This window comes from Eximiradius proteiniborus (assembly GCF_058546985.1).
In genome coordinates this window covers 121706-135216 of the sequence record NZ_CM178592.1, presented here as the reverse complement: position 1 = coordinate 135216, position 13511 = coordinate 121706, and the positions used below count along the sequence as shown (strand labels likewise).

12 protein-coding genes, 2 tRNA genes and 1 other RNA gene are annotated in these 13511 nt (G+C 32.6%); 10 read left to right on the top strand and 5 right to left on the bottom strand.

All coding sequences use genetic code 11. From position 1 onward, the window contains the following. Positions 1 to 74 precede the first annotated feature (74 nt). The 6 genes from nth to tsaE all read left to right on the top strand — a co-directional run bounded on the left by nth (position 75) and on the right by tsaE (position 5469). Positions 75 to 698 carry an endonuclease III gene (gene nth, locus ACY2LT_RS00555; RefSeq protein ID WP_491815648.1) on the top strand — a complete coding sequence of 208 codons (624 nt, stop codon included), beginning with the start codon at positions 75 to 77 and terminating at the stop codon, positions 696 to 698. A 39-nt stretch (positions 699 to 737) separates the two neighbouring features. Next, positions 738 to 1775 carry a cytochrome c biogenesis protein gene (locus ACY2LT_RS00550; protein ID WP_491815647.1) on the top strand — a complete coding sequence of 346 codons (1038 nt, stop codon included), beginning with the start codon at positions 738 to 740 and terminating at the stop codon, positions 1773 to 1775. A gap of 1 nt (position 1776) precedes the next feature. Beyond that, positions 1777 to 1935 (top strand): CcmD family protein, encoded by a 159-nt coding sequence (locus ACY2LT_RS00545; RefSeq protein WP_491815646.1) that lies wholly within the window; start codon positions 1777 to 1779, stop codon positions 1933 to 1935. Positions 1936 to 1937: 2 nt separating this feature from the next. Beyond that, a complete protein-coding gene (locus ACY2LT_RS00540) occupies positions 1938 to 3266 on the top strand; it encodes a PAS domain-containing protein (RefSeq protein ID WP_491815645.1) in 1329 nt (442 codons plus the stop codon). Between the two features lie 136 nt (positions 3267 to 3402). Then, positions 3403 to 4980: a T9SS response regulator signal transducer PorX gene (gene porX, locus ACY2LT_RS00535; protein WP_491815644.1), complete on the top strand. Its 1578-nt coding sequence runs from the start codon at positions 3403 to 3405 to the stop codon at positions 4978 to 4980. Positions 4981 to 5019: 39 nt separating this feature from the next. Further along, the gene (tsaE, locus tag ACY2LT_RS00530; RefSeq protein ID WP_491815642.1) at positions 5020 to 5469 is read left to right on the top strand and encodes a tRNA (adenosine(37)-N6)-threonylcarbamoyltransferase complex ATPase subunit type 1 TsaE; all 450 of its coding nucleotides are present in this window, start codon (positions 5020 to 5022) and stop codon (positions 5467 to 5469) included. Between the two features lie 51 nt (positions 5470 to 5520). On the opposite strand, the gene aspS is transcribed toward tsaE, so the two are convergent. After that, positions 5521 to 7290, bottom strand: coding sequence for an aspartate--tRNA ligase (aspS, locus tag ACY2LT_RS00525; protein ID WP_491815640.1), 1770 nt, complete (start codon positions 7288 to 7290; stop codon positions 5521 to 5523). A 117-nt stretch (positions 7291 to 7407) separates the two neighbouring features. Here aspS and ffs point away from each other — a divergent pair. Together ffs and ACY2LT_RS00515 are read left to right on the top strand one after the other, a co-directional pair. Continuing rightward, an RNA gene (gene ffs, locus ACY2LT_RS00520) (signal recognition particle sRNA small type) lies at positions 7408 to 7506 on the top strand. Between the two features lie 136 nt (positions 7507 to 7642). Next, positions 7643 to 8887 carry a hypothetical protein gene (locus ACY2LT_RS00515; RefSeq protein ID WP_491815638.1) on the top strand — a complete coding sequence of 415 codons (1245 nt, stop codon included), beginning with the start codon at positions 7643 to 7645 and terminating at the stop codon, positions 8885 to 8887. Between the two features lie 56 nt (positions 8888 to 8943). On the opposite strand, the gene ACY2LT_RS00510 is transcribed toward ACY2LT_RS00515, so the two are convergent. From ACY2LT_RS00510 to tilS, 4 genes are read right to left on the bottom strand one after another with little or no spacing between them, the layout of a single operon-like run. Beyond that, positions 8944 to 10086 carry an amino acid kinase family protein gene (locus ACY2LT_RS00510; protein WP_491815636.1) on the bottom strand — a complete coding sequence of 381 codons (1143 nt, stop codon included), beginning with the start codon at positions 10084 to 10086 and terminating at the stop codon, positions 8944 to 8946. A gap of 3 nt (positions 10087 to 10089) precedes the next feature. After that, positions 10090 to 10857 carry a tRNA pseudouridine(38-40) synthase TruA gene (truA, locus tag ACY2LT_RS00505; protein ID WP_491815635.1) on the bottom strand — a complete coding sequence of 256 codons (768 nt, stop codon included), beginning with the start codon at positions 10855 to 10857 and terminating at the stop codon, positions 10090 to 10092. Next, entirely contained in the window at positions 10857 to 11405 is a 549-nt protein-coding gene (hpt, locus tag ACY2LT_RS00500; protein WP_491815633.1) for a hypoxanthine phosphoribosyltransferase, read from the bottom strand. Before hpt ends, truA begins: the two co-directional genes overlap by 1 nt. A 7-nt stretch (positions 11406 to 11412) precedes the next feature. Then, positions 11413 to 13116 (bottom strand): tRNA lysidine(34) synthetase TilS, encoded by a 1704-nt coding sequence (gene tilS / locus ACY2LT_RS00495; protein WP_491815632.1) that lies wholly within the window; start codon positions 13114 to 13116, stop codon positions 11413 to 11415. 158 nt (positions 13117 to 13274) lie between these two features. On the opposite strand from tilS, the gene ACY2LT_RS00490 reads away from it, so the two are divergent. Continuing rightward, positions 13275 to 13361: transfer RNA gene (locus tag ACY2LT_RS00490), tRNA-Ser, on the top strand. 8 nt (positions 13362 to 13369) lie between these two features. Next, a tRNA-Leu gene (locus ACY2LT_RS00485) sits at positions 13370 to 13453 on the top strand. The last annotated feature ends 58 nt before the right edge of the window (positions 13454 to 13511 follow it).

Here is a 13511-nt window from a genome sequence, read left to right as displayed (position 1 = left end):
TCGTTTAAGCAAAATTATTGAGTTATTTTTTTTTAATAAAGAAATTCAAGTAGATTATGAATGAAAAACAGAGAATGTCAAAAATATTAGATATTTTATCGAATGAATATACGAATGTTAAAATACAGTTGAATTTTTCTAATCCATTCGAATTATTAATTGCCACAATATTATCTGCTCAATGCACAGATGAAAGAGTGAACAAGGTTACTCCATCACTATTTGAAAAATATAAGAAACCAGAAGATTACGTAAATGTTCCGATTGAGAAGTTAGAGAAAGAGATTTTCTCGACCGGATATTATAAAGCAAAAGCAAAGCATATAAAAGAGATGAGCGAAATGATACTGAAACAATATAACGGAGAAGTGCCTTCTCAGTTGGAAGAATTAATAAAATTGCCCGGAGTAGGACGAAAAACCGCTAATGTAGTACTTGGGCATTGCTATAGCGTTCCAGCAATAGTTGTAGATACACACGTAATTAAGATAAGCAACAGATTGGGATTTGTATCGACAAAAAATGCTGAAATTATTGAAAGAAAACTTATGGAACTAATCCCAAAGGAAAAATGGGTAATATTTACTCATTATTTTATTAGTCATGGTCGAAAAGTATGCACGGCGAGAAATCCTAAATGCAATGAATGTGTTATTTCGCAATACTGTAAATATTATTTGGAAAATATTAAGAATTAAGATAAATTAATTTTGTATTAATACTCATTCTTATATGTTATGAAATTATTAGTAATATTAAGCGGATTTAGTTTAGCTATCTTGATTGGATTTTACAAAGGTTTAAAGCAAGAAAAACCATTTATTTGGAAATTATTAACAATAGCGATATTAATTTCCGGGGCAATCCTCACTTTGTATCCACGTGTTGCTGCATCAATATCGGAGATTGACGAAATTGCACCGTATATAAACAATATGCCAATTCCAACAGAAATTTTCATCAAAGAACACACTGTTTATGAAGAAGGAAATAGAAATTTCATAGAGATTTATGGAACAAATAGTTATGTTGATAAGCCACATAAATTATTTGTGAATGAAAAGAACTTAGAAGTCTTGAAAAAATCAAATCATTGGATAATAAAGGTTAAGATATTGGAAGAAAACAGATTGTTGTTGAAGGAAATCGTTCAGTCAAAGCCGTGGATTAGTTATCCGTATGTTTTATCATTAGATGATAGGATAAAAATTTTGAACTTTCACGTTCCAATGGCTTGGATAGCAGTATTGGCATATTTTATTTCAATGTTTTTTGCGGCGAAGTATTTAAGAAGGAAAGAAATAAATGATGATGTGATGGCGGCAACATCTGCTTCGTTAGGGACGCTTTTTGCTATTCTTGCTACTGTTTCGGGTTCGGTTTGGGCAAAATTCAATTGGGGAAGCTTTTGGAATTGGGACCCGAGAGAAACATCGATTTTTATACTATTATTGATATATTTCGCATATTTTGCATTGCGCGGCAGCATTGAACGAGAGGATATTCGGGCGAAAGCATCGGCTGTATATTCAATAATAGCTTTTGTTACAGTACCTTTCCTTGTATTTGTACTACCAAGGATAACAGCAGGGCTTCATCCAGGTTCGCAAGGCGGAGGGATGAGCGGACCAATATTAAGCACACAAAAAGGAATGCTTGATTCATCATTAATGTTTTCGTTTTCATTGTGCGTAATTGGTTTTACTCTGATTTTCTTCTGGATGCTAAATGTGAATTATAGGACAAACATAATAAAGAAAAGTGTGGAGGAATAATATGGAACAATTTTTTCACGATAATTCGATATTCATTGTGCTTACTATAGTGCTAATTATTATTTTCGGAATTGGTATGTATATGTTTTCAATAGACAGGAAGCTTACAAAAATTGAAAAAACATATAAAGAATATATTGAACAAAATAATAATGATTAACAATGCAACACGACCGAGAACAAAAATATAAAGATGAAATAGCTGAACTTAAAAGAAAAATCCTGATTTTAGAAGATAAATGCAATGAGGTCTTGCAAAATGCAGAGATGGCAGTTGTTGAAACTCGCGGAGATATGAGAATAATTAATGCAGAAGGTGCAATTGATTTAATATTTGAAGAAGCTATCGACGATTTTGAACGCGGTGAAAATCTTTTGAAAGTAATTTATAAAATAACCCACAACACCAAAGCAACGAGCAAAGAACTTCCCAATAGTACTGAACAAGGAGATTCTATTGAAGAATTGATTAACAAATTTGTTGAAGGAACACTTGAAGAAAAAGTAATACGAATTGTCGGCGAAAAGGAAAGCGGAGAAATCTTTTTATTAACTTGGAAAATAAAACGATTAGGCAAGAATTTCAAATCATTTTTTAAAGTAATCCCAACAAATCAAATTATTAAATCCGCACAGGATAAGCATATCGAAGAAATAAACGAAATGAGAAAAGTTGTGCGGGACACACTTAATATAATCGAAGAAGGCGTTTTCATTCTTAATATGAAGAATGAAATTGAGTTTATGAACAATTCTGCAAAGAGATTTTTTTTCAGCAGTAATATTAATTTACTCAAAACAGCACCAATTGAAGGAAGATTATATAATGAAATTTTTATAAATGAAAGCGTTGATGAAATAAAGTATAGAATTGAGCAAAATGCAAGATGCATATCATTGAAAAAGCCTGTAAAATTTGCAGTAAAAAGCAATGATCAACAAGTTGTATTCACAATTTTTCCGAATTTTAACCACAGAAAAGAAGTGATTGGAACAATTACAATAATCAAAGATGATCTTCCAATTTTTTCTGCAAATACACCAAAAGATGAAATTGAAAAGCTCTCGAAGGCTCTAAAATATTATTCTCAAATTGCAAAGCAATCCGAAGCAAGACTTGTGGAATTAGAAAACAATCAAAAATGGCTAATGAATAAGAATACAGAATATCAATCGTTGATCAGGTCGCTTAGCACATTTTTAGATAATATTCCTGCACCGATAGCAATTTTATCGCTTCCATCAAGAAAATATGAATATGTAAACAATTCTTTTGTGCAAAAATTTAGTATTCCTAAGGAGCAAATTAAAGGGAAAACAGACGAAGATATTTTTAGTAGTGAAGATGCGGATATTTTTGATACAAAAACAATCGAAGCAATAGAAACAAAGGAAATTACGAAGGTATCTACCCCTAATTTTTATGCTAAACAAGTTGTATTAGTAAATTCCAGCAATAAACCAACTAATATTATCAGGATTTTTCTTTAAAATTAGTTTTAGCTAATCATCAAAATCATACAAGACAAAAATTAATTTTGTAACTTACTCGTCAATTGGAAAGAAACAAAGGAGTAATATGTAGCAGTTCAAGACCACTGTTCAATTTATTTTAAGGAAAAATTAAATGAAAAAAGGGAAAATCCTGTGGATTGACGATGAGATCGAGTTGTTGAAACCACATATTATTTTACTAAATCAACGTGGTTTTGAAACAGAGACGGCAACAAACGGCGAGGATGCAATAGAAATGGTTCGCCGAACGCATTATGATTTGATTTTTTTGGACGAAATGATGGTGGGGATAAGTGGACTTGAAACGTTATCACGGATAAAAGAAATTGACTCTACAACTCCAATTGTAATGGTTACTAAGAATGAAGCAGAAAGCGTAATGGAAGAGGCAATTGGAAAAAAGATAGACGATTATCTTACAAAGCCTGTAAATCCTACACAAATATTACTTGCCTGCAAAAAATTCATCGAAGGAGAACGCATTGAAAAAGAAAAATTCACACAGGACTACCTTTCGGGATTTGCGCAACTTTCGATGAAGATGCTCGAACCGCTAAATTGGGGCGATTGGAGAGATATATATATTCAGTTGGTAAACTGGTCAATAGAACTCGATAGACATAACGAAGAGGGATTAATTCAAACTTTACAAGACAAGTGGCGTGAATGTAATACGGAATTTTCAAAATTTGTCGAGAATAATTATATTGATTGGATCAATCACCCTGACGACAAACGAAATGATGATTATCCAGTATTATCGCCACACGTGTCGGATTATTATGTGCTTCCACATCTTCGGGAAGGCAAAAAAGTATTTTATTTTGTAGTTGATTGTATGAGATTAGACCAATGGTTGATGATGAAAGAGCTACTTCAACCATATTATACATTCAAAACAAATTATTATTCTTCAATTCTTCCGACAGCCACTCCCTATGCTCGAAATTCAATATTTGCAGGGCTATACCCTATTGATATAAAAAAATATTTTCCACAATGGTGGAATGTTGATTCGAACACAGAAGACCACAAGCAAAACGCGTATGAAAAAGAATTACTCGAAACCTGGCTTGAACGAAGACGGATTAAAACGAATGGAAAGGTTGGTTTTATTAAAATTTTCGATACAGATTTTGGTAGAAAAATCGAACGCGAAATAAATGATTATGTTGATAACAGCATAACAGCAGTTGTAATAAATGCAGTGGATATGATTGCTCATAGTCGTTCGGATTATGCTATTCTGAAAGAGATTGCCCCAGACGAAGCTGCATATAGAAGCCTGACAAGTTCGTGGTTCAGGCATTCAAGTTTATTCGGGATATTAAAATCATTATCAGAAAGAAAAGATATTAAGATAATAATAACAACTGACCATGGATCGATACGCTGTATGCGAGGAGTAAAGGTATTGGGCGATAGAGATACTTCAACTAATTTGAGATATAAATTTGGGAAAAACGTTAAGGCAGATAAACGGCACGCTATGCAAATTCCTGATTTGACTAAATATAAAATTCCATCATTAGGTATTTCTGTAAACAATATTATTGCCAAAGAAGACTACTATTTCGTTTATCCAACTGATTATCATCAGTATTTGAACAGATACAAAGATAGTTTGCAGCACGGTGGAATTTCACTTGAAGAAATGATAGTTCCAATAATTGAATTAGAGCAGAGATAATCTGTTTGCAATTTTATGCTTTATTTGTATATTTGAGGAATGGAAACACAAACATATACAACAAAGAGTGAAGCAGAAACAATTGAGCTTGGCAAAAGCTTCGCAGAGAAATTAAAAAAGGGCGATGTAGTTCTCTTTTATGGCGACATTGGAGTAGGAAAAACCGAGTTTATTAAAGGCATTTGTAAGTATTTCAATGTTGAAGAAATTGTTACAAGTCCTACGTTTACAATAATCAATCAATATAATGGAATGCTCAATGGCGAAGAGATTGCGATTTTTCACATTGACTTATACAGAGTGAAAGAAAAGAAGGAACTATTAGAAATTGGGTTTGAAGAATGTTTATATTCAGCGGACTCAATAAAGCTTGTCGAATGGGCAGAAAATTCTTTTGAAATAGTAAAGTTTGTTAATTATAGAATACTAATTAAAGCTGATTTTGAAAATGTAAATGAAAGATTAATAGAAATCACATCTGAAAATTAATTGTTTGTCATTTATTAAAAAAAGGTTGTCCAGAGGACAACCTTTTTTTCTTTATAATTTTAGTGAAATACCTAATTCATCGAGCTGAGATTGGTCCACTTCGGATGGGGCACCATCCATAAGAGACAGGCCGGTAGTTGTTTTGGGGAAAGCAATAACATCACGGATATTGTCTGTACCGGTCAATATCATCACTAATCTATCCAATCCGAGGGCTATGCCTCCGTGAGGAGGAGCACCAAACTTGAGAGCTCTAAGTAAAAATCCGAATTTATTTTCGGCAGATTGCTCGTCCAGTCCAATTAGTTCAAACATTTTTTTCTGTATTTCTCCATCGTGAATACGAATGCTACCACCCCCGACTTCTGAACCATTAATAACTAAATCATACGCTTTAGCACGTACTTTATCAGGGGAAACATCTAAAAGCGGAATATCTTCGTCCATTGGTGAAGTAAACGGATGGTGTATAGCAATGTAACGATTAGCCTCCTCATCAAATTCAAGCAATGGAAAATCAACAACCCAATGGAAACTGAAATTATCCTTTACAGAATCCAAAATTCCTGTTCTACGAGCAATTTCTAATCGCAAAGCACCCAAAATTGTTAATGCTTTATATTTTTTGTCGGAGGAAATAAGTAATAAGTCGCCTTCTTCTGCATCTAGAACTGACTTAATGGAGTTTATTTCGTTTTCTGATAAGAACTTGGCAATTGGAGAATTAATTTCACCATTTTGCAAAAATTTAATGTAAGCAAGACCTTTTGCACCATATTTTTTAGCAAACTCAGTAAGTTCATCAATTTGTTTTCGAGAAAAGTCTGAGCAATTCTTTGCATTGATAGCATAAATCTTGCCACCGTTTTGAAGAGTTTCGGCAAAAACTTTGAATTCAGAATTCATCACAACATCAGATAACTCTTTTATTTCCATACCGAATCGAAGGTCTGGCTTGTCGCTACCGAAACGTGTCATAGCTTCGTCGTAACTCATTTTAATAAAAGGTGTGGTAATTTCGATGTTTAAGACTTCTTTCCACACCCGAGCTATATATTTTTCGATAAGAGACAGAACATCATCTCTATCAACGAAAGACATTTCAACGTCTATTTGAGTGAATTCAGGTTGGCGGTCTGAGCGAAGGTCTTCATCCCGGAAGCATTTAACAATTTGCATATATCTATCGAAGCCCGAAATCATCAAGATTTGTTTATAAATTTGAGGAGACTGAGGCAAAGCATAGAATTTACCTTTGTTTATTCGGCTGGGAACAAGAAAATCCCGAGCACCTTCCGGAGTAGATTTCATCAAAACAGGAGTTTCCACTTCAATGAAATCATTTTCGAAAAAGTAATTGTGAGTGATATGATATAATTTATTACGGACTATAAAATAGTTCTGCATAATTGGACGACGCAGATCAAGATAACGATAACGAAGTTTTATTTCTTCGTTAGTTCCGATATTGTTTTTAATTTCAAAAGGAGGCACTTCTGATTTATTAATTATACCAAAATTATTTGTAAGGATTTCGAACAAACCGGTTGGAATATTTGGGTTTGGATTTTCCCGTTTTCTGACAACTCCTTTAAGCCAAATAACATATTCTGAACGAAGTTCTTTTGCTCGTTCGGCAAGTTCCGGATTGTTTTCCGGTTCGATTACAGCCTGAACTAATCCGTATCTATCACGAACATCGAAAAATATCATTCCTCCCATATTTCTAACAGTATCGATCCAACCGTTAATGACAACTTCATTATTTAGGTGAGAGCCAGATATTTCTCCACATTTAATATTTCTTTTGCACCAATTCATAATTACACCAAGTGATTTAATAAAGAATATTAAATTAACTAAAATTCAAGTTTTTTCAAAAAATTTTGTATTTATCAATAATTTTGTTAATTTTGTAGTTCTTAAAGAAATTTATCGGGTCAAGCCCCTAACAGCTAAGAGTTGCCAAACCCCGCCAGGTCCGGAAGGAAGCAACGGTAGGCAAAATCTTAGAGTGTTCAGGTAAGCTTGGCCTTATTTTTTATCCATTTTTTGCAATCTATCAAGTAAAGTAAAATTAAAATTGAATTAATTTTTACTCATAAAATAATAAATAGAGTATTAATTCTTTATTAGTGCTATGTAATTGTTTTTTTTCATAAATGGGGTTCCTATGAAACTTTCTAAAATTTTAATTGCAACAATTGCAACATTATTAATTGCAAATTTTGGTTTGTTTGCTCAAAGCGATGCTTTCAGTATTAAATTTATGGGATTTATTAAAACTGATGCATTTTATAACACACGAAATATGGTTTCAATTAGAGAGGATCACATTACTTTATGGCCCAGCAGCAAGAATTTAGACAAAAACGGTGAAGATTTGAATGAAGTTGGCAATTTCCACATACTTTCTATTCAAACAAGACTGGGAGCTAAAATTGATGGACCTGGTATTTTTGGAGGAAAAACTTCGGGATATATAGAAACAGAATTTTTAGGGACAACTGATGCAGATATTAATTCATTAAGACTTCGACACGCTTATGTTGATTTGATTTTTGATAACACAACTATACGTGCAGGTCAATCCTGGCATCCATTGTTTGCAACAGAGAATTTTCCAGATGTATTAAATTTCAATACTGGCATTCCATTAATTCCATTTAATCGTTCTCCACAGATAAAATTAATGCAGAAGTTTGATAATATTAATTTATTCGCTGCTATAAATACACAGCGTGATTTTACAATCGATGGACCTGATGGATATTCAAGCAAATATGTAAGAAATTCAGGAGTTCCAGAGGCAAGTTTTGGTATTAATTACTCTACACCTCAATTTTATGCAGGACTGGCTGCTTCGGCAAAAACATTCCGTCCATTTACATATTACACAATGGGAACTGACAGATATAAAAATGAAGACAAGGCAACAACATTTTCAGCAAGTGCCAATATAAAAGTAAAAATCGATAAATTCCAGATAAAGGCACAAGGCAATTATTTCCAAAATAATCCTGATTTTCTTACAATTGGCGGATATGGAATAAAATCGATTGATAATGTAAATCATAAATATGAATTTACTCCTATTTCATCTTTTGCTGGATGGATGGAACTAATGTATAAAGATGAGTGGGAATATGGTATTGTTGGTGGATATTTACAGAATTTGGGCGCAGCTGATGACATTGCTCCTTCGGGAAGCGTTTACGGTCGTGGTCTTGACATAGAAAAAATCATCAAAGTTTTCCCAAGAATTGCTTATAATTACAACAAAACAAAAATTGGATTTGAAACTGAATGGACATCTGCTTACTATGGGAAAAAGATTTCTCCAGCAAACAAAAAAGTGGAAGATTCTGAAGCAGTTAATAGTTTAAGGTTTTTGTTAGTTTTTTACTTGTTCTTTTAGTTAGAATTACTGAAAGTATGGAGAGTGTCAAGTCATTTGGCACTCTCTTTTTTTTATTAGCATACAATTATTTCGTGAAATTGTTGCAATATTTCATTAGTCAGTTGCTCGTTGAAATATAACACCAAAAAATTATTCTCGCTTGAATAGTTAATTGCAAATGTAAGATTTTTCGAATTAAGAAATTCTATTATATTCACTAATAACACATTATTCACATTGGCAATAGCGACATAAGATGTTGGTTTCGAGCGATTTAACAATAGAAGATCAGAGTCGTTTTCAATGCTGTCGTTATAACAAATAATCGGAATGCTTACATCAACAAATCCAGGGGCAATTATCGTAGATAGAGAACGATTAAGCGAAGTATATTTTAATAATATATCTTTATTTTCAATAACTTCAATCATTTGGCGATGAATTAATTTGAGACCGAATTTTGAGAGAAGTTGAGCAGTTCGGCTGCTAATTTTTTCCACCGGGATTGGATTTTTGATGATTTTTGGATCTGCAGAGTAAATACAATCGACATCAGTAATTATAGTAACAGAATTAACATCAAAGACAGAAGCCAATAATGCTGCAGTTAAATTTGAACTTTCGTATCCCATTGTTGTAATCTCACGATTAAGTGTGGAACCGTAAAATCCAGCAATAAGATAGATTTTATTTTGAATTTCGATGCTTTCTAATCTTTTTTTAGTTTCATCAAAAATTGGATTTGCAGAACCAAAATTATTATCTGTAATGATATAATCATTTGCATTGAGCAAAGAAACAGGGAAATTATTGCTTTTCAAGTAGTGAAATACAATTATAGAGCTCAGCACTTCGCCTTTTGAAATAATTTTATCTATAATTTTATGATTCAATTCTTTTGTAATAGAAATACCTTTGATAAGATTATCAATTTCTAGAAATACATTATTTAATTGAATATTTACATCATTTTCTTTGCCGAATAAACTGTTTGCAAGTGAAATGTGCAGATTTCTGATTGAATCGATAATTTCTTTTGCATTATCATAATTATTTTCGAAAGCCAAATAAGAGGCTTTTTGAAGAAGACGAGTAGTTTTCCCAATAGCTGAAATAACAATAAAGTTAGGTTTTGAAGTTTGTTCGATAAAATTCTTGAATTTACAGTAATTACTATATTCACTCAGGAGAATACCACCTATTTTAATAATATTCATTATTTATTCACTTCCTGTTGTTGAAAATATCTCATTTGGATAGTAAATTTTATAAAGATATAATCCAGAAGCAGGTGCAAGAGCAGAAATATTATTTCGAGATAAATTATTTAAAGCTGAAACAATAATTTCTTTCGATTTATAACCACGAGCGTAGTCTATCATTGTCCCAATAATTGTACGAACCATACCATAGACAAATCTATTTGCCTTAATTGTAAAATAGTAATGATGTTCATCAACTTTTTCCCAAAATGAATGTTCTACATTACAGACATATGATTTAGTATCAGGATTATTCTTTGAAAATGAGGTAAAATTATGAGAACCAATAAAAACAGTCGCAATTTCAAAAAGTTTATCAATGTCTATTTTGAATGGAATATAATGCCAGTTGTTTCTCTCAAAAACTGAGTATTTTGTTGAAAGCTTATAAATGTATTCACGTGCAATTGCTGAATAGCGGGCATTAAAATCATCTGAAACATAATTTGCATTAATTATTCTAATATCGGGATTAAGTAAAGAATTGACAGCTTTTGGAATTTTGTCGATAGGAATAGGATTATTTTCAACTTTGAAATTAGCCACCTGACCACAGGAATGAACTCCTGCATCGGTTCTTCCAGCAGAGATAACAGAAACTTTTGTTTTATAAAGATAAAGCAATGCTTTTTCTATAGATTCCTGAATTGAAATAGAATTTGGCTGGAACTGCCATCCAGAATAGTTTGTGCCATCATACTCTATTAGTAATGCAATATTCGGCATTATTCTTTAAGCACATAAACAGCTGGGAGATTTCTTCCAAGTTCAGCATAATCCAAACCGTAGCCGACAACAAAGTCGGGCGGGATCTCAATTCCGACATAATCAATTTCAACCGGATTGCTAATCATCGAGGGTTTCAGAAGAAAAGTAGCAACACGAATGGAATTAGGTTTGTATAACTCAAGTTCTCTTCTTAATTGAAAAATAGTAAGCCCGGTATCAACAATATCTTCAACAATAATCACATCTTTGCCAGAAATATTGCCAGTCATTTGAGAGATAAGCACACTTCCGCCTGAAACCATACCGGAGCCGTAACTCTTTGCCCTGATTGTTTCAATTTCGCAATCAATCTGAATTTTTTTAAGCAAATCGACAGCAAAAATAATTGCACCTTTCAAGGTAACTATGAAAACAGGCTTTTTATCTTTATAATCGTGATTGATTTGTTTTGCAATTTTATCGACTGCTTCCTGAATTTGTTCAGGATAAATAAGAATTTTGAATTTTTTATCATTCAAAACAACTTCATTTTTGAGTACTAACATATCAGGCTCACATATTATTTAATTCAATTTTTAAAAATCTCTTTGTATCTTCTTTTATCTTATATTTTTCACTAATTCTTTTGCCAATAACCCAAATTATATCATTTTTAGAACACAAAACTAAAATTTTTGAACGCTCTAAAAAAGAAATTTTTTGATTAGTAAGGAAATCGGAGATTTTAACGGTTCCTTGCATTCCTAAAGGCTGGAAGCTATCGCCATCTTTCCAGTTTCTTATATAGAGCAAAGAAGGAACTAAGTCGAAATCTAAATATTCTTCGTTAGGAGAGTTTGAAAGCTTTACTTGCCGCTTATTAACTTCTTGCAAGTTAATTTTATAACCATTAATAGTATAAGTTCCGATTTTGTTGATAATTAAATTAATTTCCTTTTTATCGAAATTTCTGAAGAATACGAGATGATTTCTATCCTTTGCAACAGTAATAGATTTAGTAATTTCGAAAAATGCACCAGTCTCGGAATCAATCAGGTCAAGAATTCTATCAATTTTTGCAAGTGAGGGCGGAGATAGACGGAAGTACTTTAGAAAAGCAGTTTGTATCATTTCGCCCTGAACAAACTTATCGAAAGTGGAGAGAATTGGAATATTGAAGCAGAAACTATCAGGTGAAACATTTTCAATAATATCTTGCAAATGTTTTTTAACGTAATTATGAATAATTCTGTCAGCAGATTGTATTAATCTTGTAGTACGATTAATAACGTCTATAATCGAAGGATTAAAATCGTTTTCCAGTTTAGGAATCAAGTCAAGTCTCACTTTATTGCGGGTATATTCAAGCAAAGAGTTTGAGTTATCTTCGCGCCATTTTATGTTTCTAATATTAGCATATTCAATAAGTTCGTTTTTTTTGAAATCAATTAAGGGTCTGATTAGAAGCACATCTTTGATAAGTTGCCTTCGAAACGGAATACCACAAAGTCCAGTAAGTCCGGAACCTCTGAAAAGATTGATAAAAAAGGTCTCGACAGAATCGTTAGCAGTGTGTGCAGTTGCAACGAAGTCAGCATTAAAATTACGGGAAACCCTTTCAAAAAAATTGTATCGCAAAACGCGAGCGGCAGTTTCTATACTAGTACTATTTTTTTCAGCATATTTTTTAACTTTTCCGCTAGCAAAATAGAATGGGATACCGTAGTTTTTTGCTTCGTTTTTAACAAAATCTAAGTCTTTATTTGAGTCTGCACCACGCAAATTATGATTAAAATGTGCCACAGCAAGTTTGAATTGATATTTTTCAGCAAGAATAGCCATAACATCAAGAAGAGTCATTGAATCGACCCCACCGCTGACAGCCAGAACAATTTTTGATGCACCATCTATCAACATATCATTGATGAGAAAGTGCTCAACTTTCTGAACAAATTTGAGAAAGGTTTGGTTATTTTTTTGGAGATTCGTTACAGATTTGCTTTTAGGTAATCTATAAATAGTAAAAGCATCAATTTTGTGTTTCTTGAGTTGTTTAGAAACTTTTTTTGATTTGTCTTCAATAGGAGAAGGCTTATCAAGTAAAATTGATGTAGTATTTTTTTTCGATACTTTGTTTGATTTTTTCTTTGATTCTTTTTTATTTTTTTGAGGAGAATCAATATTAGGCTGAGGCTCATTCGGCTTTTCTATATCAGGATTTTCAGCTAACAGAGCTAATAATTCTTCATCTGATAATATTTTCTTTTTTTTAGCCATTAGTTATTTAAGTTAAAAATAAATGCAAAAATAAAGATTTTTATTGATAAATATTAAATAAATCTGATAATTAAAAATGAGACTTATATATAATAAACACATCAATAATAAATTTTTTGGCAAAAAGGCAAAATATCACTAAATTTGTAGTTCTAAATGGTGAGGTGCGAGAGTGGTTGAATCGGGCGGTCTCGAAAACCGTTGTACCCGCAAGGGTACCGTGGGTTCGAATCCCACCCTCACCGCTGGAGTAGCCCGGATGGCGAAATTGGCAGACGCGCTACATTCAGGGTGTAGTGAGAGTAATCTCGTGCAGGTTCAAGTCCTGTTCCGGGCACAAACAAAAAACAAATGGGCTGATAAAATTTATCAGCCCATTTGTTTATTTGGTGCTA

Excerpts from the sequence above, each read along its gene's own strand:
- nth (WP_491815648.1), top strand. The coding sequence starts at position 75 with ATGTCAAAAATATTAGATATTTTATCGAATGAATATACGAATGTTAAA.
- ACY2LT_RS00550 (WP_491815647.1), top strand. The coding sequence starts at position 738 with ATGAAATTATTAGTAATATTAAGCGGATTTAGTTTAGCTATCTTGATT.
- ACY2LT_RS00545 (WP_491815646.1), top strand. The coding sequence starts at position 1,777 with ATGGAACAATTTTTTCACGATAATTCGATATTCATTGTGCTTACTATA.
- ACY2LT_RS00540 (WP_491815645.1), top strand. The coding sequence starts at position 1,938 with ATGCAACACGACCGAGAACAAAAATATAAAGATGAAATAGCTGAACTT.
- porX (WP_491815644.1), top strand. The coding sequence starts at position 3,403 with ATGAAAAAAGGGAAAATCCTGTGGATTGACGATGAGATCGAGTTGTTG.
- tsaE (WP_491815642.1), top strand. The coding sequence starts at position 5,020 with ATGGAAACACAAACATATACAACAAAGAGTGAAGCAGAAACAATTGAG.
- aspS (WP_491815640.1), bottom strand. The coding sequence starts at position 7,290 with ATGAATTGGTGCAAAAGAAATATTAAATGTGGAGAAATATCTGGCTCT.
- ACY2LT_RS00515 (WP_491815638.1), top strand. The coding sequence starts at position 7,643 with ATGAAACTTTCTAAAATTTTAATTGCAACAATTGCAACATTATTAATT.
- ACY2LT_RS00510 (WP_491815636.1), bottom strand. The coding sequence starts at position 10,086 with ATGAATATTATTAAAATAGGTGGTATTCTCCTGAGTGAATATAGTAAT.
- truA (WP_491815635.1), bottom strand. The coding sequence starts at position 10,857 with ATGCCGAATATTGCATTACTAATAGAGTATGATGGCACAAACTATTCT.
- hpt (WP_491815633.1), bottom strand. The coding sequence starts at position 11,405 with ATGTTAGTACTCAAAAATGAAGTTGTTTTGAATGATAAAAAATTCAAA.
- tilS (WP_491815632.1), bottom strand. The coding sequence starts at position 13,116 with ATGGCTAAAAAAAAGAAAATATTATCAGATGAAGAATTATTAGCTCTG.